22 protein-coding genes and 1 tRNA gene are annotated in these 23,340 nt (G+C 65.2%); 17 read left to right on the top strand and 6 right to left on the bottom strand.

The window, feature by feature from the left end; genetic code table 11:
* Positions 1-203 precede the first annotated feature (203 nt).
* Both EPN51_RS23045 and EPN51_RS23040 read left to right on the top strand, forming a co-directional pair.
* Positions 204-560, top strand: coding sequence for a DUF488 family protein (locus EPN51_RS23045; RefSeq protein ID WP_293047263.1), 357 nt, complete (start codon positions 204-206; stop codon positions 558-560).
* A gap of 26 nt (positions 561-586) precedes the next feature.
* The gene (locus EPN51_RS23040) at positions 587-1,204 is read left to right on the top strand and encodes a GNAT family N-acetyltransferase (protein WP_293047261.1); all 618 of its coding nucleotides are present in this window, start codon (positions 587-589) and stop codon (positions 1,202-1,204) included.
* Between the two features lies 1 nt (position 1,205).
* On the opposite strand, the gene crcB (EPN51_RS23035) is transcribed toward EPN51_RS23040, so the two are convergent.
* Entirely contained in the window at positions 1,206-1,589 is a 384-nt protein-coding gene (crcB, locus tag EPN51_RS23035; RefSeq protein WP_293047259.1) for a fluoride efflux transporter CrcB, read from the bottom strand.
* A complete protein-coding gene (gene crcB / locus EPN51_RS23030) occupies positions 1,586-1,984 on the bottom strand; it encodes a fluoride efflux transporter CrcB (RefSeq protein WP_293047257.1) in 399 nt (132 codons plus the stop codon). The genes crcB (EPN51_RS23035) and crcB (EPN51_RS23030) overlap by 4 nt, the downstream gene beginning before the upstream one ends.
* A 101-nt stretch (positions 1,985-2,085) precedes the next feature.
* Between crcB (EPN51_RS23030) and pgm the strand changes: the two genes are divergently transcribed.
* The 3 genes from pgm to EPN51_RS23015 all read left to right on the top strand — a co-directional run bounded on the left by pgm (position 2,086) and on the right by EPN51_RS23015 (position 5,117).
* Entirely contained in the window at positions 2,086-3,729 is a 1,644-nt protein-coding gene (gene pgm, locus EPN51_RS23025) for a phosphoglucomutase (alpha-D-glucose-1,6-bisphosphate-dependent) (protein WP_293047255.1), read from the top strand.
* A 92-nt stretch (positions 3,730-3,821) separates the two neighbouring features.
* On the top strand, positions 3,822-4,991 hold the full coding sequence (locus tag EPN51_RS23020) for an MFS transporter (protein ID WP_293047302.1): 1,170 nt from the start codon (positions 3,822-3,824) through the stop codon (positions 4,989-4,991).
* A 53-nt stretch (positions 4,992-5,044) separates the two neighbouring features.
* A tRNA-Ala gene (locus tag EPN51_RS23015) sits at positions 5,045-5,117 on the top strand.
* 393 nt (positions 5,118-5,510) lie between these two features.
* Here EPN51_RS23015 and EPN51_RS23010 read toward each other — a convergent pair.
* Positions 5,511-7,265: an AMP-binding protein gene (locus EPN51_RS23010; protein WP_293047253.1), complete on the bottom strand. Its 1,755-nt coding sequence runs from the start codon at positions 7,263-7,265 to the stop codon at positions 5,511-5,513.
* Between EPN51_RS23010 and EPN51_RS23005 the strand changes: the two genes are divergently transcribed.
* From EPN51_RS23005 to EPN51_RS22995, 3 genes are read left to right on the top strand one after another with little or no spacing between them, the layout of a single operon-like run.
* Complete coding sequence (locus tag EPN51_RS23005; protein ID WP_293047252.1) at positions 7,264-9,099, top strand: NAD(P)/FAD-dependent oxidoreductase; 1,836 nt, start codon at positions 7,264-7,266, stop codon at positions 9,097-9,099. The two genes, EPN51_RS23010 and EPN51_RS23005, sit on opposite strands and share 2 nt — an antisense overlap.
* A 5-nt stretch (positions 9,100-9,104) precedes the next feature.
* Positions 9,105-9,899 (top strand): alpha/beta hydrolase, encoded by a 795-nt coding sequence (locus EPN51_RS23000; RefSeq protein ID WP_293047250.1) that lies wholly within the window; start codon positions 9,105-9,107, stop codon positions 9,897-9,899.
* Complete coding sequence (locus EPN51_RS22995; protein WP_293047248.1) at positions 9,899-11,005, top strand: NDMA-dependent alcohol dehydrogenase; 1,107 nt, start codon at positions 9,899-9,901, stop codon at positions 11,003-11,005. The genes EPN51_RS23000 and EPN51_RS22995 overlap by 1 nt, the downstream gene beginning before the upstream one ends.
* A gap of 12 nt (positions 11,006-11,017) precedes the next feature.
* On the opposite strand, the gene EPN51_RS22990 is transcribed toward EPN51_RS22995, so the two are convergent.
* The 3 genes from EPN51_RS22990 to EPN51_RS22980 form a co-directional block, all read right to left on the bottom strand.
* A complete protein-coding gene (locus EPN51_RS22990) occupies positions 11,018-11,734 on the bottom strand; it encodes a TetR/AcrR family transcriptional regulator (protein ID WP_293047246.1) in 717 nt (238 codons plus the stop codon).
* Between the two features lie 11 nt (positions 11,735-11,745).
* Positions 11,746-12,072, bottom strand: coding sequence for a hypothetical protein (locus tag EPN51_RS22985; RefSeq protein ID WP_293047244.1), 327 nt, complete (start codon positions 12,070-12,072; stop codon positions 11,746-11,748).
* Between the two features lie 474 nt (positions 12,073-12,546).
* Positions 12,547-12,762: a hypothetical protein gene (locus EPN51_RS22980; protein ID WP_293047242.1), complete on the bottom strand. Its 216-nt coding sequence runs from the start codon at positions 12,760-12,762 to the stop codon at positions 12,547-12,549.
* Between the two features lie 289 nt (positions 12,763-13,051).
* On the opposite strand from EPN51_RS22980, the gene EPN51_RS22975 reads away from it, so the two are divergent.
* From EPN51_RS22975 to EPN51_RS22935, 9 genes are all read left to right on the top strand, one after another.
* A complete protein-coding gene (locus EPN51_RS22975; RefSeq protein WP_293047240.1) occupies positions 13,052-13,486 on the top strand; it encodes a hypothetical protein in 435 nt (144 codons plus the stop codon).
* A 152-nt stretch (positions 13,487-13,638) separates the two neighbouring features.
* On the top strand, positions 13,639-15,507 hold the full coding sequence (locus EPN51_RS22970; protein WP_293047238.1) for a hypothetical protein: 1,869 nt from the start codon (positions 13,639-13,641) through the stop codon (positions 15,505-15,507).
* A gap of 9 nt (positions 15,508-15,516) precedes the next feature.
* Positions 15,517-15,933, top strand: a complete 417-nt coding sequence (locus tag EPN51_RS22965; RefSeq protein ID WP_293047236.1) for a hypothetical protein — start codon at positions 15,517-15,519, stop codon at positions 15,931-15,933.
* 147 nt (positions 15,934-16,080) lie between these two features.
* Positions 16,081-16,380, top strand: a complete 300-nt coding sequence (locus EPN51_RS22960; RefSeq protein WP_293047234.1) for a hypothetical protein — start codon at positions 16,081-16,083, stop codon at positions 16,378-16,380.
* A gap of 455 nt (positions 16,381-16,835) precedes the next feature.
* Complete coding sequence (locus EPN51_RS22955) at positions 16,836-16,964, top strand: hypothetical protein (protein ID WP_293047232.1); 129 nt, start codon at positions 16,836-16,838, stop codon at positions 16,962-16,964.
* A 325-nt stretch (positions 16,965-17,289) separates the two neighbouring features.
* Positions 17,290-19,932, top strand: coding sequence for a LuxR family transcriptional regulator (locus tag EPN51_RS22950; protein ID WP_293047230.1), 2,643 nt, complete (start codon positions 17,290-17,292; stop codon positions 19,930-19,932).
* Between the two features lie 29 nt (positions 19,933-19,961).
* Entirely contained in the window at positions 19,962-21,041 is a 1,080-nt protein-coding gene (locus EPN51_RS22945; protein ID WP_293047228.1) for a hypothetical protein, read from the top strand.
* On the top strand, positions 21,041-21,730 hold the full coding sequence (locus tag EPN51_RS22940) for a hypothetical protein (protein WP_293047226.1): 690 nt from the start codon (positions 21,041-21,043) through the stop codon (positions 21,728-21,730). The genes EPN51_RS22945 and EPN51_RS22940 overlap by 1 nt, the downstream gene beginning before the upstream one ends.
* Entirely contained in the window at positions 21,727-23,337 is a 1,611-nt protein-coding gene (locus EPN51_RS22935; protein ID WP_293047224.1) for a GMC oxidoreductase, read from the top strand. Before EPN51_RS22940 ends, EPN51_RS22935 begins: the two co-directional genes overlap by 4 nt.
* Positions 23,338-23,340: the final 3 nt, after the last annotated feature.

Raw genomic sequence — 23,340 nt, 5'->3', positions numbered from 1 at the left:
TCGATGGGTTCATTAACAGCCACCACCCGAACCCTGGGGCAGAAGTGTCACCACCAAAACCGCCCAAACTATCACCGATGTCCTGACACAGAACTGTCACCGATGTCTTGGTAGATGACACGGCCGCGGGGTCGATGGCGGCCAATTCTTCGAACATGTGTTCGAGTATGCCACGGACAAGCGCCCGTGGCTACCCTGGAAATGTGAGCGCCAAGGGCCGGATCCGGGTGGCGCGGGTCTACGACGACGTCAGCCCCGACGAGGGCCAGCGGGTGCTGGTCGATCGAGTCTGGCCCCGCGGAGTCCGCAAAGACGACCCGCGGGTGGGTATCTGGTGCAAGGAGGTCGCGCCTTCGAAGGACCTCCGCGAGTGGTATCAACACCGGGCCGAGCGGTTCGACGAGTTCGCTTCGCGCTACAAGGCGGAACTGCGCGACAGCGCCGCGCTGGGGGAGCTGCGCACGCTCGCCAAGCGGGGTCCGGTCACGTTGGTCACCGCAACTCGCGAGGTGGACATCAGCCAGGCCGCCGTGCTGGCGAAGCTCCTCAAAGCACGCTGAACCACGTTTCGCCCTCGGACGCAGAAATGAGTGACGCCGAACCCATCCTCCCGCGGGAACTGGCTGACCTTCCCGAGGAGATCCGTTGCGTCCCGCCGCCGCCCATCCCGGACCTACCCGAGCCGTACGGTCTGCGACTTGCCGAACCGGACGCCGACGCCGTGATGATCGCCGAGTGGATGAGCCGCCCGCACCTGATCGAGGCGTGGGAGTCGAACTGGCCGGTGGCGCGGTGGCATCGTTACCTGCGGGCCCAGCTGGAGGGCGGCTTCTCTCGTCCGTTCCTCGCGCTGCACGACGTGGTAGACCGCGCGTATATCGAATTATACAGGGCGGCAAAGGATTCCATTGCGATCCGCTACAACCATGATCCCCACGATCTGGGCCTGCATGTCGCGGTCGCCGATTTGGACTACATCCAGCGGGGACACGTCGGTTACCTGCTGCCATATTTGGTGGGCAGCATCTTCACCCTCGACCCGCGTTGTCGCCGAATCATGTTCGACCCCGACCACCGCAATGCGTTGGCGCGCAAGTTCTGTGAGCGTGGCGGCTGCACATTCCTCGGCGAGCACGACATGGCGAATCGGCGCATGGCGCTGTACGTGCTGCCCCGCACCCCCGACGACATCCCGCACGCGTGACTCAGATCAGCTCGGCAATGCGTTGCCCGATGAACGCCGCTGCCAAACCGAGCGTGACGCTGACGATGATATTGGCGAGCGCGGCGCGCAGTTGTCGCTCCTCGCCGAGTCGCTGCGTTTCCAGCATCCAGGTCGAAAACGTGGTGTAGGCGCCGACGAAGGCGGTGCCGGCGAGCAGGGCAGCCTCCTTGTTCAGCGCCAGGCCGCCCAGAAAGCCGAGAAGCGCTGCGCCACTGACATTCACGACGAGCGTGCCGAACGGAAATGGCCGGGAAACCCGCCGCGCCACCGCACGGTCAACGACAAAGCGAAGTACCGATCCAATGCCCCCGATCAGCGCGACGCCCACCCAGACCAACGCGGTCGTCGCCACGGTGGCGGTCATCGGCGCACCCGTACCCTGCGCACCAATTTGGTGGCCACGTGCGCCACCAGCAGCCCCAGCACGATGCTGGTGACGGTGTAGCCGACGGCCAGTCTCCAATGGCCGTGTTCGATCATCGTCACCGTCTCGACCTGCATCGTGGAGAAAGTGGTTAAACCACCGCACAATCCGGTGCCGAGCAGGGGGCGCCGATAGCTCGACGTCGGCAATCGCTCCAGCAGTCGGGTGGTGAAGTAACCCACCAGAAATGCCCCGACGATGTTGACCGTGAATGTCGGCCAGGGCCAGCGTGCCGGGTCGCCGCCGGCGAGGCCGCTCAGTGCGGCGCGGGCCAGCGAGCCCAGCGCCCCACCGGCAAACACCGCGGCCAATTCGCGATAGTCCCGTTGAACCACTGGGTCGGTCCCCTTCGTTTGCCGGTGCGCTACGCAGCGTATGGCCGAAGTCCAGGCCGGCGCAGGCCGGGGGGACCCGGACACGGGCAGAATTGGTAACCATGGTGGCCAACCCTCGCGCCGGTCAGCCGGCCCAACCCGAAGACCTTGTCGATCTGCCCCACCTGGTGACGGCCTATTACTCGATTCAGCCCGATCCCGGCGACATCGCCCAGCAGGTGGCATTCGGCACCTCGGGTCATCGCGGGTCGTCGCTCGACGGGGCGTTCAATGAGGCTCACATCGTGGCGATCACCCAGGCCATCGTCGAGTACCGCGCCGCTCACGGCACCACGGGCCCGTTGTTCATCGGCCGGGACACGCACGGTCTTTCCGAGCCGGCCTGGGTCTCGGCGCTGGAGGTGCTGGCCGCCAATGATGTGGTGGCCGTCGTGGACTCCCGCGACCGGTATACGCCGACCCCGGCGGTCAGCCACGCCATCCTGACCTACAACCGCGGTCGCACCGATGCGCTGGCCGACGGGATCGTCGTGACACCGTCGCACAACCCGCCTTCGGACGGCGGCTTCAAATACAACCCGCCTCACGGCGGCCCGGCCGACAGCGACGCGACCAACGCAATCGCCAAGCGCGCCAACGAGATCCTGCGTGACGGGTCGGGTGTGCGGCGCATCCCGCTGGCCCGTGCGCTGCAGGCCGCACAGCGCCACGATTACCTCGGCAACTATGTCGACGACCTGCCCGGCGTCGTCGACATCGATGCCATCCGCGCGGCCGGGGTGCGGATCGGCGCCGATCCGCTGGGCGGGGCGAGCGTGGACTACTGGGGCGAGATCGCCGCACGGCATCGCCTGGATCTGACCGTGGTCAATCCGCTGGTCGATGCGACGTGGCGGTTCATGACGCTCGACCACGACGGCAAGATCCGGATGGATTGCAGCTCGCCGGACGCGATGGCCGGGCTCATCCGCACGATGTCCGGCAACCCCGACCGCTACCAGATCGCCACCGGCAACGACGCCGACGCCGACCGCCACGGCATCGTCACCCCCGATGCGGGGCTGCTCAACCCGAACCACTACCTGGCGGTGGCCATCGACTACCTCTACACACAGCGGCCGTCGTGGCCGGGCGGCATCGCCGTGGGCAAGACCGCGGTCAGTTCGTCGATGATCGACCGGGTGGTCGCCGGCATCGGCCGCAAGCTGATCGAGGTGCCGGTCGGATTCAAATGGTTCGTCGACGGCCTGCTCGGCGGCACCATCGGCTTCGGCGGCGAGGAGTCGGCCGGGGCGTCGTTCCTGCGGCGCGACGGCTCGGTGTGGACCACCGACAAGGACGGCATCATCCTGGCGCTGCTGGCTTCCGAGATTCAGGCCGTCACGGGCGCGAGTCCCTCCCAGCGCTATCAACAGCTGACCGCTCGGTACGGCACGCCGTATTACGCGCGGGTCGACGCGCCCGCCGACCGCGACCAGAAGGCCCGGCTGGCCAAGCTGTCCGCCGACCAGGTGACCGCGACGGAATTGGCGGGGGAGCCGATCACCGCCAAGCTGACCGAGGCGCCGGGCAATGGCGCCGCATTGGGCGGATTGAAGGTGACAACGGCCAACGCGTGGTTTGCCGCGCGACCGTCGGGCACCGAGGACGTGTACAAGATTTACGCGGAATCCTTCAATGGGCCCGAGCATTTGGCCCAGGTGCAGGAAACGGCGCGCGAGGTAGTTAATAAAGTCATTGGGTGACTTTTTCCCTCCGTCTTGCCCGCGCGGGGGGCCGCGGGTCCCGTTCCGCTCGACTGCCGCGCGAAGTCTGGATCCTGAGCTGGGCGAATATCATGATCGCGCTGGGTTACGGTGTCATCTCGCCGACCCTGCCGACCTTTGCACGTACCTTCGGGGTCAGCATCAAGGCCGTGACTTTCTTGGTCACCGTCTTTTCGTTGAGCCGGTTGTGTTTCGCACCCATGAGCGGCTTACTCACCGAGCGTTTGGGTGAGCGGCGCATCTATATCGGGGGTTTGCTGATTGTGGCGGTGGCCACCGCCGCGTGTGCGTTTTCGCATGCCTATTGGCAGCTGATGCTTTTCCGTGTTTTCAGCGGCATCGGGTCGACGATGTTTTATGTCTCGGCGCTGGGACTGATGATCCACATCAGCCCGCCCGACGCGCGCGGGCGGATCGCGGGGTTGTTCACCACCTCGTTCATGGTGGGCGCAGTCGGCGGTCCGGCGGTCGGCGGCCTGGCGGCGGGTTGGGGGCTGACCGCTCCGTTCGTCGTATACGGCGTCGCCATGCTGGGTGTGGCGGTGGTGCTGTTCTACAGCCTGCGGAATTCGGCGCTGGCCGCACCGCCACCCCCGACGCGATCCACGGTGACGATGCGAGAGGCGCTGCGCGTGCGCGCGTACCGGTCGGCGCTGCTGTCGAATTTCGCGACCGGATGGTCCGCGTTCGGGCTTCGCGTCGCGCTGGTTCCGCTGTTCATCTCCGACGTCATGGGCCGGGGCATCGGCACCATCGGCGTGGTGCTCGCGGCGTTCGCGGGGGGCAATGCGCTGGCCGTCATCCCCAGTGGCTACCTGTCCGACCGGATGGGGCGGCGCATGTTGTTGATCATCGGCCTGGTGACGTCCGGGGTGGCGACGATCTGGCTGGGCTTGGTGTCCTCGTTGTCGGTGTTTATGGTCGCGGCGGGCGTGGTCGGCGCGATGACGGGCATTTTCATGTCGCCGCTGCAGGCCGCGGTCGCCGACATCCTCGGCAATGAGGCGCGCGCGGGCCTGCCGGTGGCGGCGGTGCAGATGATGTCGGATCTGGGTGCCATCATCGGGTCCATGGCGGTCGGTTGGGCCGCCGAGCAGTTCAGCTACAGCCTGGGCTTCGCCATCAGCGGGGTCGTTCTGCTGATCGCTGCGATCGGTTGGGTGGTGGCGCCGGAGACGCGGGTCGCGCTGGATCTGGAGGCAGATCTGATGGCGTCCGAGGCGGACGTCGAGCCGGTGTGATCAGCAACTTTGAAGGACGGTTACCGGTGGTGTAGCTTCGATTGGCACGACTTGGGGCTATGGCGCAGCTGGTAGCGCACCACACTGGCAGTGTGGGGGTCAGGGGTTCGAGTCCCCTTAGCTCCACTTGACACCTAACCCGCTCCGACCACTGGTCGGGGCGGGTTGCTTGATTTGCGGGCGGGTGTCCCAACCCGCCCGAGTGTCCTACCGTCGGCCGCTGAGTTCCGGGTCGGCGAGCAGACGTTCAAAGAGGTCGTCGTGGAATTGACGTTCTGTTACTCGGGTTCCGCGGCGATACTTGCGTTCCCATGTCGTGGCCAATCCGGCGCGACAAATCCCGGTGTACAAGCGGCAGAGCGCCCGCAGTTGGGCCAGCGCGGTCGCCAGATAGCCGGCCGGGGTCGGGAGAAGGCCGCAGCACGCATCCGAGAGATATTGGAGTGCCTCAGCTTTCCGAGCGTGATCGCCTTGAGGCCCGCCTACTCGCGCACCGGCAGTGACATCCCGTCGAGATCTTCAGACCGGCTGCTGTGCCCCATCGCCGGCGATGAGCTCAGTACCGCGTACGCGTAGGTCGATTTTGCACACCTTGCCGGTGACAGTCATCGGGTAGTCGTCGGTCACTACGACATATCGGGGGATCTTGTAGTGTGCGATTCGGCCTGCGCAGAAGTCGCGAATCGACTCGGCAGTCGGTTCTTCAGCACCCTTTCTGATCCGCAGCCATGCCATCAGTTCTTCGCCATAGCGTTCGTCGGGCACGCCGACTATCTGCGCATCGACGATATCCGGGTGCTGATAAAGGAACTCTTCGATCTCGCGCGGATAGACGTTCTCCCCGCCGCGAATCACCATGTCCTTGATCCGGCCGGTGATGGCGACGTAGTCCAGTTCGTCCATGACCGCGACATCCCCGGTGTGCATCCAGCCATCGGGATCGATGGCTTCCGATGTCTTCTGCGGGTTGTTCCAGTAACCGGACATCACGCTGTATCCGCGTGTGCACAGTTCGCCGGGTTCACCGCGGGGCACCGTTTCCCCTGATTCCGTTGAGACGACTTTGATCTCGAGATGCGGGCCGACCGTTCCGACGGTGCCGACCCGATGGGTCAGTGTGTCGGCGGGTCGGGTTTGCGTCGATACCGGTGACGTCTCTGTCATGCCGTAACAGATGGCGACCTCGCGCATGTTCATCCGATCGATGATCTGGCGCATAACCACTTCCGGGCACGGAGACCCCGCCATGATCCCGGTGCGAAGGCTGCTGAGGTCGAATGAGGGAAGGTCGTTGAGTGCAAGTTCGGCAATGAACATCGTCGGCACACCGTAGAGCGAGGTACAGCGTTCCTGGGCCACAGCTGCCAGGGTCGCGGCGGGATCGAACCCGGGGGCTGGGATGACCATCGTCGAACCGTGTGAGGTACACGCCAGGTTGCCCATCACCATGCCGAAGCAGTGATAAAACGGTACCGGAATGCACACCCGGTCGTGTTCGTCGTAGCCCAGACCTTCCCCCACGAAGTACCCGTTGTTGAGGATGTTGGTGTGGGTCAAGGTGGCACCTTTAGGCAAACCTGTTGTGCCCGAGGTGTACTGAATGTTGATCGGATCGCTTGGCCGGAGTCGGTTCGCGATGTCTGCCAGAGCGGTGTCGTCGATCTGTGCGGTGCGGAGCTCCTCCCATGGCGGCGATCCGACGATGATCACGTCCTGCACTGTGGGGCAGCGTTTGGCTGCAACTTCCAGCATGGCCGCATAATCGGAGGTCTTGAACGACGCGGCCGCGACGACGGTGCGAATACCCGCCTGGTTCAGCACGAACTCGAGTTCCTCGCTTCGGTACGCGGGGTTGATGGTGACCAGGACAGCTCCGATTCGAGCCGTTGCGTACTGCACGAGGGTCCATTCCGCGGTGTTCGGAGACCAGAGTCCGACGCGATCGCCTGGTCGAACACCTGTGTCTAACAACCCGCTGGCGATCCGCCGCGTGTCCGTCGCGAACTCGCGGTAGGTCCACCTCCGTCCGCCGGCCACATCGACGAGGGCTTCCCGGTCACCGAATCCCGCGACGGTGCGGTCGAAGTTCTGCGCGACCGTCTCGGTGAGCAGGGGGGTGGCGGTATCGCCCTTGGCGTAGGACGCGTCGGCGTTGAGCACTGCAGAACCTCCCGCTGTCGAACCGGTGTGCTTGTGATTCACCTTACAATATGACAGACTGTCATTATAAATCGACGCTATGTCAAAAATATCTCTGGCCGGAAGGAGCGCCATGACCACCACCCTCCCGATCTGCGGTACCCAGATCGATATCGACTTCGACCCGGCGCCGATTCGGCAGCGTTACGCCGAGGAGCGGCAGAGGCGGCTGCGGGAGGACAACCTCGAACAGTTCCAAGGGTTCGCCGACGTGCGCGCTATCGACGACACCGACCCCTTCAGCGCGCCGATCGAACGCGACGCCATCGCGGCCGAGCACGACGTCGTCATCCTCGGCGGCGGGTTCGGCGGACTGCTGGCCGGCGCGTATCTGACCCGGCAGGGCGTGACCGACTTCCGGATCGTCGAGCAGGCCGGCGACTTCGGCGGGACCTGGTACTGGAACCGATATCCGGGGGTGCAGTGTGACGTCGAGTCCTACATCTACCTGCCGCTGCTGGAGGAGACCGGTTACCTGCCCACGCAGCGCTACGCCGACGGCGACGAGATCCTCGGCCATGCACAGCGCATCGGTCGGCACTTCGATCTCTACCGTGCGGCGCTGTTCGGAACGTCGGTGACATCGGCGACGTGGTCGGAGACCTTGCAGCGCTGGGAGATCCGCACCGACCGCGGTGATGTGCTGACCGCCAGGTTCGTGGTCCGCGCCAACGGGCCGCTCAACAAGCCGCAGTTCCCGCGGGTACCCGGCATCGCGGACTTCACGGGTGCGATGTTCCATACCAGCCGCTGGGACTACGGCTACACCGGCGGTGACCAACACGGCGGTATGACGAATCTTCGCGACAAGCGGGTGGCCATCATCGGCACCGGCGCCACCGGGATTCAGGCCGTCCCGTTCCTGGCCGAAGACGCCGCCGAGGTGTTCGTCATCCAGCGCACGCCCAGCCTGGTCGGTCCGCGGGACAACAGGCCGACCGACCCGGACTGGGCGGCCGGCCTGGAACCGGGTTGGCAGCAGCGACGCCACCACAACTTCAACTCGCTGGCGAACGGTCATCCGCAGCAGGAGAACCTGGTCGGCGACATCTGGACCACGATCTTTGCCGCTGTCACCGGCCGGCATCTCATCGAGGCGCCGGTGGAAACCCTTGCGCTGGAGGATCAGGTCGCACTCGCCGAGATCGCCGACATGCAATTCATGCGCTCCATGCACCAGCGAATCGAGGGGATCGTCGAGGACCCGGCAACAGCCGACGCGCTCAAACCGTGGTTCGGCGCCATCTGTAAACGCCCGACCTTCAACGACGAGTACCTGCAGTCCTTCAACCGGCCCTCGGTGCACCTGGTCGCCTCCGCGAACGGCGTCGAGAAGTTCACGGAGACCGGATTGGTGGTCGACGGCGAGCATTACGAGGTCGACTGCATCATTTTCGCGACCGGCTTCGAAACGGGCTCGTCCAGCACTGACCGGTACGGCTACGACATCGTCGGCCGGAACGGACTGTCCATGCGCGAACAGTTCACCGACGGCGCCAAGACACTGCACGGGTTCTTCTCCGTCGGGTTCCCGAACTTCGTCGAACTGGGGCTGAGCCAGAACGCCTACCTCATCAACTTCAGCTACATGCTCGACCGCAAGGCCAGACACGCCGCCCGCGTCATCGGTCACGCCCTCGACCACCAAATCAGCACCATCGAACCCGACGACGCCGCACAAGCGGACTGGGTCCAGCGCACCCGGGAGTCCGGTCTGCCGTGGCTGTTCTATCTGTCGGCGTGCACCCCGGGCTACTACAGCGGCCAGGGTGATCTGCAGCGCGGCTTCTTCGGCGACGTCTACAGAAACAGCGAGGTGGAGTACTGGGACATGATCGAAAAATGGTGGGAGGAAGGCTCTCTCGAGGGGCTGCAGTTGAACGCCGCCGAGCTGGAGCTGCAGGGGTGACGACCATGACCCCACTGGCGTGCATCCACGGCTTCAGCGGAAGCTCCAGGCACTGGCAGCCGATCCTGCCGATGCTGGCAGAGCACCATGATGTCCACGTGGTGTCGCTGGCCGGGCATGCCGGTGGAGCACCGCTGGCCGATGGGGAAAGAGCCACCGTCGCAACGTTGGCCGATCATCTTGAACGTGATCTCGACGCGCGTGGTATCGAACAGGCGCACCTGGTCGGCAATTCACTGGGCGGGTGGCTGGCGCTGGAGATGGCGACCCGCGGGCGCGCGCTGTCCGTGGTGGCGCTGTCACCGGCCCTCGGGTGGTACGCGGGCAGACACGTTCGAATGGTGAAATGGAAACTGGCGATGGCGCGCCGGCTGTTCACCGTGTTGGATCCGATTGCCCCGCAGGCCCTTCGGGTGCCATCGCTGCGGCGGTTGGCGCTGGGCGCGGCGGTTGCGCACACCGACGCGATGTCGCCCACCGATGCCGCCGCGTTCGTGAACGACAACCTGCGCTGCGAGGTCTACTTCGAGCTGATCGACGACGTCGTGGGCACCCAGCACCAACTCGGCGCAATCGAGTGCCCGGTGCGCATCGCCTGGTCGGAACGCGACGCCTTGATCCCGTATGAGCCCTACGGCCTGCGGTTCCCGGCGCTGGTGCCCAACGCCGAGTTCACCACGCTGCCCGGCGTCGGACACGTACCCATGTACGACGACCCACACCTCGTGGCGCAGACGGTGCTCGAAGTGACCAACGCCTTGGCGGCAGGGTCACCACGACAACGACGGGAGGAGGGTTGATGAAAACCAAGGCAGCTGTGTTGTGGGGACTGAACCAGAAGTGGGAAGTCGAGGAGGTGGACCTCGACGGCCCGAGGGAACGTGAGGTCCTGGTCAAATTGACGGCCAGCGGACTATGTCATTCGGATGATCACCTCGTGACCGGGGACATGCCAATGCAACTGCCGGCGGTCGGTGGACACGAGGGCGCCGGCGTGGTGGTGGAGGTCGGCCCTGGAGTCGCCGAGGTCGAGGTCGGTGACCACGTCGTACTGAGCTTCATCCCGGCATGCGGGAGGTGTCGGGAGTGTGCCCGCGGTATGAGCAACCTCTGCGAATTGGGTGCGGCGATCGTGCTCGGCCCGCAGCTCGACGGTACGCACAGATTCCATGCCCGCGGCAAGGATCTCGGCCAGATGTGCGTACTCGGCACCTTCTCTGAGTACACCGTCGTGCCGATTGCCTCAGTGGTCAAGGTGGACAAGGACATTGCGCTGGACAAGGCGGCTCTCGTGGGCTGCGGCGTGACCACGGGCTATGGCGCTGCGGTGCGTACCGGTGAGGTGCGCGACGGTGACACGGTCGTGGTCATGGGTGCCGGCGGCCTCGGCATGAATGCCATTCAGGGCGCCCGCATCGCCGGGGCACGACATATCGTGGCGCTCGACCCGGTGGCGTACAAGCGCACGCGGTCAACGGAATTCGGTGCCACCCATGCCGCCGCCGACGTCGAAGAAGCCCATCGCATCGTCACCCAACTGACTCGCGGCCGGATGGCAGAGGTGTGCGTGGTGACCACCGATAGTGCTGAAGGGGCGTACGTCGGCCAGGGGCTAAGTCTGGTCGGTAAGCGCGGGCGGGTGATCATGACCGCGATCCCACACCCCACCGACGCTCGCGTGGACATGTCGCTGTTCGACCTCACTCTGTACGAGAAGCAGGTCCGCGGTTGCCTTTTCGGATCGTCCAACCCGCGCGAGGACATCTTCCGGATGCTCGATCTCTACCAGTCCGGGCGACTCAAGCTCGACGAACTCGTCACGCGTGAGTACTCGCTGGAAGACATCAACCAGGGGTACGAAGACCTGAAGAACGGTCGAAACCTCCGCGGCCTTATCAGATTCTGACGGGTACCCGAGTCAGTCGCCGGTTCGCCGACGGCCCGACGAGGACTGCCTGGTCGGCTTGTCCACTGCCACAGTCTGGTTACCCGTCAACGAAGCGAACCAGATCGACAGCACCATCTCCCGCGTCTTACGCGTCTGGCTTCGATTATGTCGCCGCAGTCGATCGAGATAGAACATGTGCATGGTCATCTCCAACAGCGTCGAGATGAGCGCGGGCACATCGGGCGACACGGGATGTGCCAGACCGCGCTTCTGATCCTTCAGCACCTGTTCTGTAATAATCGCGCTCAGCCGCAGGATCCATTCCTCCCATAGCGCCGCCAGCTGCTCGTCGAGAGGGATCGCCTCCACCGAAGCCATCAGGACACCTTCGTGCTCATGCCACAAGTCGAGCGCGATGTCCGCGGACCTTTCGATGAAGTCGGCGACGGACTCGTCACCGGAGCGGGCGAATACCTGCGCCCGGTCCATGAGCTTCGACCAGATCTCCGATGTGATGACGGCGAGCGCCGCGTACTTCGACTCGAAGTAGAAGTAGAAGCCTGAGCGTCGCACACCGGCGGCGTCGGCGATCTCGCCGACGGTCAGTTCACCGACCGGTCGAGTTACCAGCAACTCCGGTAGACAGTCGAGGATGGCGCGCCGTTGCCGCTCGCCCTTGCTTGGCAGTCGTCGGTCTCCAAGCAGGACGGCGTCGTCACCGCCCGCGCCGGACGCTGGTTTCGGCATGAGATTCCACCTTAGCGTTCGCGTGCCGACGGTCCAGGCCGAGTCACCAGGCGTCCGTGCACCTGCCCGGCCCCCGGCCTCTTCGGAGCGGTGGGAATGTCGGTGAAGGATTCTTCCTCGATCACGGGAGCGAGTTCCTTCTGGGCGAGGAGGTTTGGCGCGGCCTGCAGATCCCCGAGGCCGGCACCGCGAGATCCGCGCAGCTGCACGTCCTTCGTCACGAGAAGGTGGGTGGGGACCTCGACGTCGATGAGAACCTGCCGGGGCCCAGGCCCCGGCGCCTGCGGTTCGATGTATTCGAGGCCAGTTGCGGGGGAGTCGAATTGCCATCCGCGCACGTACTTGCCTCCTGGGTGATAAGCATGGGGGAGAAGCGAATAGCGGTGTCTGCGTGGCTCCATACTACACACTGTCAGCAATTATTGACACAATGTCATTTCGTTGTTTGCTTCAATGGAAGGGGTCTGCGGTGCCCAGCGGGCGAGGGGTGTAGACCATCTTCCTCATCAAGTGCGAGGACACCCATGGCCACGATGAAGGCGGGACGAATCGACTTCGGCGCCAGAGAATTTCGGGTGAAGGAGGTTCCGATACTGGAACAAGCGCAGGAGGCAATACGCCAACTCGGGGCGCCCCCTGACCCCTCCCGCCCCTCTTGACGACAGTTGCACGCCCAACAACGCCGGCGACAGCCGGTAAATGGGCCTATCGGGCTTGGTCACGGGCCCTGCTCGCTCCTGGCGGTGTGGGGGCCAGGGGTCGAGTCCCCTTAGCTCCGCCAAGATAACCGCATCGCGCCGGCCGACTTCGGGTTAGCAGAAGGCCGCGGCCGAGAAACTCCCACCAGCCACGAGCGCGATGATGAGGGCGGCGGTGCCGTGTCCCGTGGTCGCGGCCGCGACGATGCCGGCGATCGCGCAGATAAATATGGTGACAGCCAAAAACGCCATGAGCAGCCGGTGTGAATTGACCGCTGCCCCGGCACGGGGCGCGACCACGGCCTTGCTCGAACGATCCATGCCAGCCATGAGATCTCCTAGGTTGTGACGTCCGCAACATACCACGCTTAAATGTGGTCTGCATCACACATCGCCGCCGATCTTGAACTGAGCTGTCGATTCGTGTCCCAGATGATCTAGGCGACCGCGGTCCCTGCCTCCATGGCCAACCAGCAGCACGTAGTTGAAGCCGACCGTCGGCCTTCGGGTAGTGGACTACTCGCGACGTGCCGGCATGTGCCGGTCAATGCTGCTGATCGGCGGCAGCCCGATCTTCCGCCGACGGCGAAGCCCACAAGCGATGGACACGGAGGTTGCGATGTCGGCTTTACAGTTCGCTCCGACCGCGCTTCAGGCCGGTGCCGACACGAATTCACCCAACCAATATCGGCTGCGCGGCGCTGGCGTGAGTATCGACTATTTCTCACGCGGTGGCATCCCAATCATGTTGGTGTACAAGGATTCCCAACGATCATTGGCATTTCGCGGTGAACAGGCAAACGTCGTCCCGATCGCCAACTTCGGCACCTGCGTGACGGTGACCATCGAGACAATTGCGGCCGCCGAATCGACGATTGCGACCCTGCTGGTGCCGACCGTGGTCCTCATTCCCGGGCGACCGGCCAGGGTCAAGACCGCGGTAATCGATGTCGTGCACAGCCTTGGGGTAGCCGGCGCCGGCCACCGGCGGTGCGGTTCGTACCGAGTGAGGACGCTGACGGGCCAGGCCTGCCTGGGCCCGCTGCCGGTCTGAGAACTCGGAACTGAGCAATGGCAATGCAGACGGTCCAGGGGCGACGGCACGCAGGTGAATCCGCTCAGCGGTCGGCATCCGTCTTCGCTCGACAGACCATGCATGGCTCAAGGGGGGACCGAGGCTTCGGGGGCAAGTGAAAGAAGGAAGAAATGAACAAGGTGCTCATCGCGGCGGCCGCCTCCGCCATCGGTTTCGCTCCCTTGTCGACGATGGTCGCGTCCGGGGTGGCGAACGCCTATTGTCTGCCGTTCGTCGGCTGCGTGAATGTGCCCGTCCCGGCGCCGGGGCAGCCCGGGATACCCGGATTGCCGGCGATGCCGCACGTGCCTGCGATGCCGGCGATGCCGGCGATGCCGCCGCACATGGCAGCACCTCCGATGGCGCCTCCGCCGATGGCTCCGCCCGCGATGGTCCCTCCGCCGCTACCGGCCTTGGCCGCCCCGCCGCCCGCGCTGGTCGCACCACCGGTGCCCGCGGCCCCAGCGCCGAACCTGTTCACTCAGCTTGAGCCGCAACTGGCCGCTGACCTTCCGAAAGCACTCGCTCCGCCGGTGCCGGCCGCACCACCGGAGCCCCCGGTCGTCCAGCAGTTGCCGTCGATCCTCGGCGCACCGGCTCCCGCGCCGGCCGCTCCGCTACCGGCGCCCGGCACGCCCGGGTTCATCAACCCACCGGGGATGAACCCTCGGATCGCCGCGCCGATGCAGCCCCTGCTGCATGACCTTCAGGACATGCCAGGGTTGGGCCAGCCGGCCCCGGAAGCCCCGGCCCCGGTAGCAGCGCCTCATGAACCGATCGGTGGGACACCGATATGCCCCGGTTGTAAGCCGCCGATAGCCGGCGAGGATCAGGTGCTGCACGACCTGCCGCAGATCCTGCAGAACGGCACCCCGCAACTGGGGCCGCAACCGACCCCGGAGTCGGTGCTCGGACAGCCGGCGCCGGCTGCGTCCGCACCGGCCGCTGGTGCGCCGGCGCCGGGCGTCATGTCCCCCGGTGATGTGTCCACGTGGCCGGGTGGCGTCGCCGCTGACTGCGGCAACGCCGTCTATGCGGCGCACTACAACATGTTCTGCGCGGCCGCGCCCGGCGCACCGCAACTGGCCAACAACCCGTACGAAAACGGAACATCGTTGAGCAACCCCGCGCTGAAGCCGGGGGCCATACCACCGGCGGACACCGGTGCTCCGGCCGCCGCATCGCCGACCGGCGACTACTGCGCATCGATCGGCGTGTGCGCTCCACTTGACGGAGCAACTCCCGCAGAACCTCTTGCACCGGCCCAGCCGCTAGCTTCCGCGGCGCCACCGGCGATCGCGTCGCCGCCGGCGCCGGAGGCGAGCCTGCCTTTGCCGCCCGCCATCCTGCCGCCAAATTTGGCGATGCCCGACAACCCCAGCCCGGACATGCAGGCGATCATCAACGGAGCCAACGCCGCACCACCATTGACACCCGACAACAGCGTGGCCATCGCGGGACCGCCCGCGGCCGCGGCCGGCGCGCCACCACTGACCGGCGCCGGTGGCGCAGACACCTTGACGGGTGGCACCGGAGGAGATCCGCTGGCGGCGCCGGTGCCGGCGGCGGCATCCGCAGCGCCGCCCGCGCCGATCGACAGCCTCCCGGTCGGCACCACGGTGTCCCAAGTACCGCAGAACCCCGACGGGACATCGCAAGCCGGCTGGGTACCGGACGCACAGCATCCCGGCATGTTCATCCGCGCGACGGATGTCGCGAAATCGGAATGCGGTTCGGGTGCCGATCCTGACTGTTACGCCCGGACGATGAACCAGCTGACCGGACCCGACCCGGACACCGCGGGCGCCAACATCGAATGCCTCACGCATCCCGGCGAGTTGGGCTGTGGGCCGATCGCCACGGCCACCGGCAGCGGCAGCCTCCCCGGGCAACAGGCTCCTGACCCTTGCGCAGGCCGGTACTCGTTCGGCTGCATAGTCCACAACGGCCAGAAGGCGGTCGGGATGCCCCCGTCGATGACCTACACCCCGGACCAGTGAGGGGCGGACATGATGAAGGCAGTGATGGTGCCCGCCGTATTGGCGGCGGGCATCGCCTGCGCCCCAGTGGGACAGGCAGATCCGGGACAGGCCGGCCTGAGCCAACCCTTCTCGCAGGCCGGTGGCCCGTTCGTCGGTGATTGGGGTGCCCATAAGGAAAGGGTCGTCGTGAACTCCGACGGCAGCGGCACCGAAACCTACAGCGGCGGCACGATGATGTTCAAGCTGAGCAGCGTGCAGCAGCCCCAAACCGCTTACGGCAGCGTCATCAGCGGCGGCAACGGCCCGGCCGGGAGCTTTGTGACGATACAACTGGTCGACGGCGGTAACGGGATGCTGTTCAGCGCCGGCGGTGGGGACACCAACTTCCCGTTCTGCAAATACGTCGGCGGCAGCCCGGTCAACCGCGCTGATTGCGGTGCGTGATGAGCAAACGGCTGCCTGACCGGTTGTGTGCCGGTGGTCGCTTTCGTCTACGTCTCAGAGAGCGCCAGGTTCGCTTGTTTTCGTCAAGAGCTGGCCGATTTTCCCCGGCGACTTGTCCGGTTCGTCACCCGTGAAATGGAGAAAGCAATGATCTCGACCTCGATGCGGGTCCTGGTGGCCATACCCGCCGTGTTGGCGGCAGGGGTCACCTACGCACCGCTGGCGCACGCCGGCTGCCCCCAGGGTCAGGTGCCCGCCGTCGCCATGTCCGATGGTCGCCTGCCATCACCCATTTGTGTTCCGGCAGGCCATATTCCGCCGGGCTACGTGGATGCCAGCGGCGGCAACGCCCAAGGCGGGATAGGCACCCACAGCGGGTGGAAGACCGGCGATCCGCATGACTGCATCGGGCCGGACCCCTGCACCGCCGTTCCTTACCGCTCCTGACCAGGGAGGCGTCGAAATGAGGAGATTACTGATCGCAGGGGTGGTCGGGGTAGCGGCCACCACCCTGATGTCGCAAGCACCAGCGGCGCAGGGCAGAAATCCGGCGGATTGCGCCTTCCTTGCGTTCAATCCCCACGCGTATGCGCAGTGCATAGCAATGGGAGGGCCAATCATCGAGGACCCAGCACCACCGCCGATGCATAACATGCCCAATCCTGGTGTCCCGCCCGCACTCAGAGGCGCTTGCCAGCTCGGGGGTCCATGCTCATGACGAGCCCCGGGTATGAGCGTTCGGTATTTTGCCCTGTTCGAAATTAGCGAGCATGCAAAATACCGAACAATTCGCTGTGGCGTAGTCGCCGCACTCATTGCGAACCCGCCTCCGAAAACGCGCAATCCGGCGACAGTGTCGAAGTGTCGTGTTATCTGACTAATTTCGTTGTCACAGTTAGTAAATGAGCGACCAGGTCGGGCTTCATCTGGTCCAGGCCCGTCGAAGTGCACCGAACCTGCACCATCGGTCGCCGGTTTCGCCCGCCGCTGTCGCGGCGATGCCTGTCAACGATGTGAGCGCGGGGCAGTGAACGGCCCCGAGTCTGCTTACGAGGGTTCGCAGAATTAGGCAACTTTGAGTTAGATCATGTTACTTATCCGTCAATTTGAGAGACGAAACTCCTGTGTCTCGGTGAGCCCGGGAGGCACGGGCGAAGTGCGGTCGTGGAATGGCTGTCAGAACCAAAGAATTTGGTGCATTTCGGCATTCGAGTCGCGCGACAACCAACGGCTTACGCATTCCAAGTCAGTTGCACCGCCCGTGACGGCACAGGTCCTGATCTGCTGTTGCAAACGACGCCTGGGCGATCTTCACAATAACGAGTCAAACAATTGGCGTGGATATAACATCTGCAGGTGCCATTGCAATGGCGGACCGCTGAACGCGGCTCATCGTTGGGGCTGCTTGAAGCCACGCTGAAAAGCAAGAAGCAGCGGGGCGCGGTTCTTGCGGGCTCCGCGGGGGTAGGGAAAACAGTTCTCGCGCGCAGCGTGGTGCAGCGCTTTGCGGCACAGAAGACCAAGCCGCCGGTCCGCTGGGTGGCCTGCACCGCCTCAGCGAGCCAGGTCCCCTTCGGGTCGTTCAGCCATCTCGTCGAAGTCGCCGGCGTGGGCGACTCGGCAACGCTGGTGCGGGCGGCCCGAGAGTCGTTACTCCGCCACTACGGTGAGGGTCTGCTGGTGGGCATCGACGACGCCCATCACCTGGACAATTTGTCGGCGACATTGGCTCACCAACTCGCGCTTACCAGTTCGGCGCGGCTGATCATCACCGTGCGGACGGGCGAACCGGCACCCGATGCGATCACGGCGTTGTGGAAGGACGGCATTCTTTCGCGGGTCGACATCGAGCCGTTCGATCGCGTCGAAACCACGCAGCTGATCGAGGCGGCGTTGGGCGGGCCGTTGGAATCAGCAAGCGCGAGCAAGATTTTCGATGTCAGCCAGGGAAATCCGCTATACCTGAGGCACCTCGTGGAAGGCACGGTCAAATCCGGCACGCTGCGCGAAGTCGAGGGTGTCTGGCAGCTGCGCGGTGAAATAGTGCTGACACCCCACCTTTCCACGCTGATCGGTGACCATCTTAAAACCCTTCCGCCACAAGTGAAATCGGTACTCGAGTATTTGTCCGTGGAGGAACCACTGACTCTCGCGGACCTGACGGCGCTCACGAGTCGCGCCTCGATCGAAGAAGCGGAGAAAGTCAATGCGGTCGAGGTGCGCGCCCGCAACGACGACCTGGTCGTGCACTCGGCGCACCCCGTTTACACCGAAGGGATAAGGGTGTCGCTGGGACGGCTCGCGGCGCGGCGGCTGCGGACAGACGTTGTCGCGCAGCTGTCGTCACGCCCGGCGAGAAACGTCAGCTCCCGGTTGCGCCTGGCGGACTTGGCCATCGACAGCGAGAATCCGCCGCCGGTGGACAACGTCATCGAGTCCTCCTATGAGGCCATGCGGCTGGGTGACCTCGTGCTTGGTGAGCGATTGGCGCGCAACGCACTTGGCCGGTCGGGCGGCCTCGCCGCCAGGCTACCGCTGGCCCACGCATTGGCGTGGCTGGGTCGCGGCCGCGAGGCCGACGACGTGCTTGTGCCTGTCGATCCGGCACAGCTCTCGGAGTGGGAGTTGACGTCGTGGACGCTTCCCAAGGCGGCCAATCAGTTCTGGATGCTCGATGAGCCGGAACAGGCGATGGACTTTTTGACCGAAATGGGCGCCAGGGTCACCGATCCCATCGCGGTGCACACCTTTGACGCGTTGGCGGCCACATTTGTGATGAATGCCGGGGATCCCCAGCACGCGGTCGAACTCGCTGCCGCGGTCCTCGCGTCGCCGTCGGCGCCGGAGTTGGCCATCGCGTGGGCGGCCGCGACCGCGACGCTGGCCAGCGCCCGGCTGGGCCGTTTCGGCGACGTCGGCGCGCTGGCCAACCGTGGGTTGTCGGCTCAGCACCCGGGTTTGTTGCGTTTCACCATCGGCCTCGGTGAAATCACGACGTCGTTGATGACAGAGACGGTAATGCGCGCCCAGCGGCGAGCGCGCAACTTCATGGAGTTCTCCGGACTGCAGGAGCCGGGTCGCGCGATCGGAGAAGTGCTGCTGGCACGGACATTGATGGCGAGCGGCGAGCTGACGAGGGCGACCTTCTTATTGCGCGAGTCTGCCGCGGCCCTTATCCAGACCGGCTATTCGTGGGGCCCGCTGGCGCTGATGTACCTGGCGCAAGCGACGGGCCAGCGCGGTGATGCGGCCGCGGCCGCCCAGGTTCTCGCGCGAGCGGAAGCACGGCACAGCGTGAGGTCACAGCTGTACGCCCCGGAGCTGGGATTGGCCAAGGCGTGGACACTGGCCGCCGCGCACGACCTGAATGGAGCGGTGGCCGCGGCCCGCGCCGCCGCGCGGACGGCGCAGCAGTCCGGACAGTTGGCGATCGCACTGCACGCACTGCACGATTCGGTTCGCCTGGGAGATGGCGACGCCGTCGGCGCAATCGCCGAGGTGCTGAAGGCGGTGGACTGTACAGCGGGACGGATCGCGTTGGCGCACGCACGCGCGGTGGCGGCCGCCGACGCGCCCACCTTGGATCGGGTGGCACTGGAGCTCGCCGATCTGGGCATGCGCTGCGCAGCGGCCGACGCCTCGGCGCAGGCTGCGATGGCATACTCGGCCCGCCACGACCGCAAGGGCGAGCTGCGGGCCAAGGCACGCGCCGCCGAATTGCGCGGTGACGCCGCCACACCGGTCCTCGAGCGGGTGCTGAGTGCGCTGCCGTTGACCGAGCGGGAGCTCCAGATCGGCGTCATGGTGGCCGAAGGGCTTAGTAACAAGGCCATCGCCGAACGACTGTGCGTGTCGGTGCGCACCGTGGAAGGCCACATTTACCGGGCATGCTCCAAGGTTGACGCGCCCGACCGCGCCACCCTCGGGTACGCGGTGGCCGGTACGAAATCAGGTAGTGCACTACGCGAGACGAAGCGGCCGTCAGCCAGCACGCTGTAGATCTCATTGATCCCGCAGAGGAGGTCGCCTTGACCACTGCGATCCCCACCGATGGGCACCCGGTGCCTTCGGCGGCCGCCGACGCGCCGGTCTTCGAGACGATAGGGTTCACAGCCCGCGACGGGTGGGCTTTGAACCTCAAACACCTGACGCCGGCGCCGAAACCCACTCGTGGTCCGGTGCTCATGGTCGCGGGGACGGGTACGCGGGCCAACCTGTTCAATCCGCCGACGCCGAAGACCCTGCCGATGATGCTGCACACGCACGGCTTCGACGTTTGGGCGCTGAATTGGCGATCCAGCATCGACCTTCCGGCCGTTCCTTACACGCTCGACGACGCCGCCGTGCTCGACATGCCGGCCGCGGTCGACGAAGTCCGGAGGCGTACCGAAGCTGACACCGTCAAAGCCGTCATCCACTGCCAGGGTTCGTGCGCGTTCATGATGGCGATAACCGCCGGGCTTCTTCCCGGTGTCTCCGTTGTCATCTCCAATTCCTCTGCGCTGCATCCGATCATGCCCCGCATGGCGAGGGTCAAGCTGCCGTTGGCGGTCGGGTTGCTCGCACGCCGCGTCGCGACTATCAACCCGCAGTGGGGTATTCACGCCCCTCGGGTATGGCCGAAGCTGCTCGACGCCACCATCCGCGCGACACACCACGAATGCCGCAACAGCGTGTGCAAGCACTGCAGCTTCATCTACGGGTGGGGTTTCCCCACGCTGTGGAGGCACGAAAACCTCAGCGAGGCCACCCACGAGTGGATCAGGGGCGAATTCGGACAGGTTCCGATGACCTACTACGACCACATCGCCGACTGTTCAGCGGCCGGCGAAATGGTCTCGACAGGGAAATACGCCGAACTGCCAATGCTTTTCACCACGCAGGCGCCCTGTACTGACGCGCGGTTCGTGTTCATGACCGGGGACCGCAACCAAACCTTCCTGCCGGTGGGGATGGGCCGGACCTATGAGTACTTCGACCGCTACGCCCCCGGCCGGCACACCTACCAGAAGATCGCCAACTACGGGCATCTCGACGTCTTCCTCGGGCAAAACGCACACGAGGATGTCTTCCCGTTCATCATTGACGAATTGAGTAAGTCATGCTGATGCGCGCCCGTGCAAAGAAAGGCAACGACCCGAAGCCATTTCCGACCACCGAGGTTGGACGGCGGGCCCTCAATGCCGCGGTCAGGCCCGGACTGACCTTCAGCGAAGTGATGACGGGGATGATCACCAAAGGCTCCACCGATCCCATCGAAGGATATGAGAACGAGGCGGCCGTCGCGATGTCGCTCACTGCCGTCGTCGACATCGCGAATCTGCCTGCGTTGCTGCGGGATCCACACCACCGCGGTCGCTGGGCGGCAGCCGGCGAGCTGCCCGTGTGGGGTGGCCCGATCACCAGCGGGGCCGACGGCGACTTCCGGCTTTTCCGGCGCACCGTCGGACAGAACGGCAAGCCGGTGCGGGAGATGGTGTACGACACATTCGTCACCGTCGGTGGGCAGACCTATCTGTTGCGTGGGTTCAAGGTCATCGAGCCGGGACCGCTCTGGCGGGCCTGGACCGCGACGACGACGATGTACGTGCGGTTCTTCGACCTCGGCAACACCGCCGGACCGCCTGTCGCCGCGGGTATCCTGCGGCTCAGCCTGGGCGGATTCCTGCGTCAGTTGACGACGATGAGAGTCACCGGCGGTCTTTCGCTGGTGGACGAGTTGCACTTTCTGGGTCTTTTCTTCCGGTTCTTCGCCGGCTCGCTGGTGCGAACCTACCTACTCAGGCGGCGTTGGTGAGTACCGCAGCGCAAGCCGATGTCGTCATCGTCGGAAGTGGCTTCGGTGGCGCGGTCGCGGCCTGCCGGTTGGCGGCTCCGAACCGCTCGGTGGTGGTGCTGGAGCGCGGCCGGCGCTGGCATTCTGACGCGCTCCCGCACAAACCCTCGGACTTCATCTACTCCAGCAGGATTCCGCACCGTCTGAACGGCTGGCTGGACATACGGATCCTGCAGCGGATGGTCATCGGCTGCGGCGCCGGGGTGGGCGGCGGCTCGCTGGTGTATGCCAACGTCTGCGTCGACGCGCCCGAAGAGTTCTTTCGTACCGGCTGGCCGTCGCAGATCACCCACCGCGGGATGCTGCCGTACTACAACGCGGTAACGAAAATGCTTGCCCCGCAACTTATCCCTCGTAATCAGCACAACCCCCGGATGCAGCTGCTGCGTGCCGCCGCGGACAAGATCGATGCCGCGGATCGCTACACCGCGCTGCCCTTGGCGGTCAACTTCGATCGGCACGCCACCGGTCGCGTTCCGGGGGAGCCCTGGAAGCACCCGAACGGCTACGCGGCCGGGACGTGTGTGCATTGCGGGAATTGCTGCATCGGCTGTCATACCGGCGCCAAGAAGACCCTCGACCAGAACTATCTGCGCCAGGCGGAGGCGCAGCGTGTCCATATCCAGCCGTTGTCAATGGTCACCCATCTCTCCAAAGAGCGTGACTGCAGATGGCGGGTGCACTATCTCGACATCAGTGACGGCCGGCGGCAGCGCCGGGAGATCACCTGCCGGGTCGTGATATTGGCGGCCGGATCGCTCGGAACTACCGAGATCCTGCTGCGGACCCGCGACGAGTTCGGCACCGTGTCCGGTCTGCCCCGCGCCCTGGGCCGGGGTTGGAGTCCCAACGGAGACTTTCTGACGCTGGCGCGCTACCCGGGCCGCGAACTTGCGCCGACGAAGGGCCCCACGATTGGCGCGGCGATCGATTTCCTGACCGGCGTCGACCAACCCGATGACAACCTCGACGGTGTCGACGGCCAGCTCTACGTCGAAGACGGCGGGCTGCCCAACATCGCCGAAGCCCTGCTGGCGAGTTGGAAGAGTGCCGGCGGATGGAAGCAGCGGATCTACGAAAACGCCTGTGAGAAAACCCGTTTCCAATCGATGATTCCCTGGTTCGGCCAGTCGATCGACGCCGCCGACGGTGAGTTCTCCCTGCGCAGCAGGCATGCCTTCTGGCGAGGGCGGCTGCGGCTCGACTGGAATCCGCAACTGTCGATGCAGGCGCTGGACACCTTCGGCGACATGCACGTCGCCATGACCCTGGCGACCGGAGGAGTCCCGATACCGCTGTTGACGTGGAAGCGCCTGCGGATGCTCGTCACCCCGCATCCGCTGGGCGGGTGCAACATGGGCTCGGCCCCAGGCGTCGGCGTGGTCGACCACACCGGCGAGGTATTCGGTCAGAAGAACCTTTTCGTGATGGACGGCGCCGTGATCCCCAGGGCCATCGGACGAAATCCGTCGAAGACGATCGCGGCTATCGCCGAGCGGTCCTGTGATCGGCTGGGAGACCGGCTGGATCGCGAAAGTAGCAGACATTCCGGACGGTATGGGAGGTAAGGA

The sequence above is a fragment of the Mycobacterium sp. genome (genome assembly GCF_004298145.1).
Lineage (GTDB): Bacteria > Actinomycetota > Actinomycetes > Mycobacteriales > Mycobacteriaceae > Mycobacterium.
The sequence above is the reverse complement of the archived record's forward strand: the minus strand, read 5'-3'. Positions and strand labels throughout refer to the sequence as shown.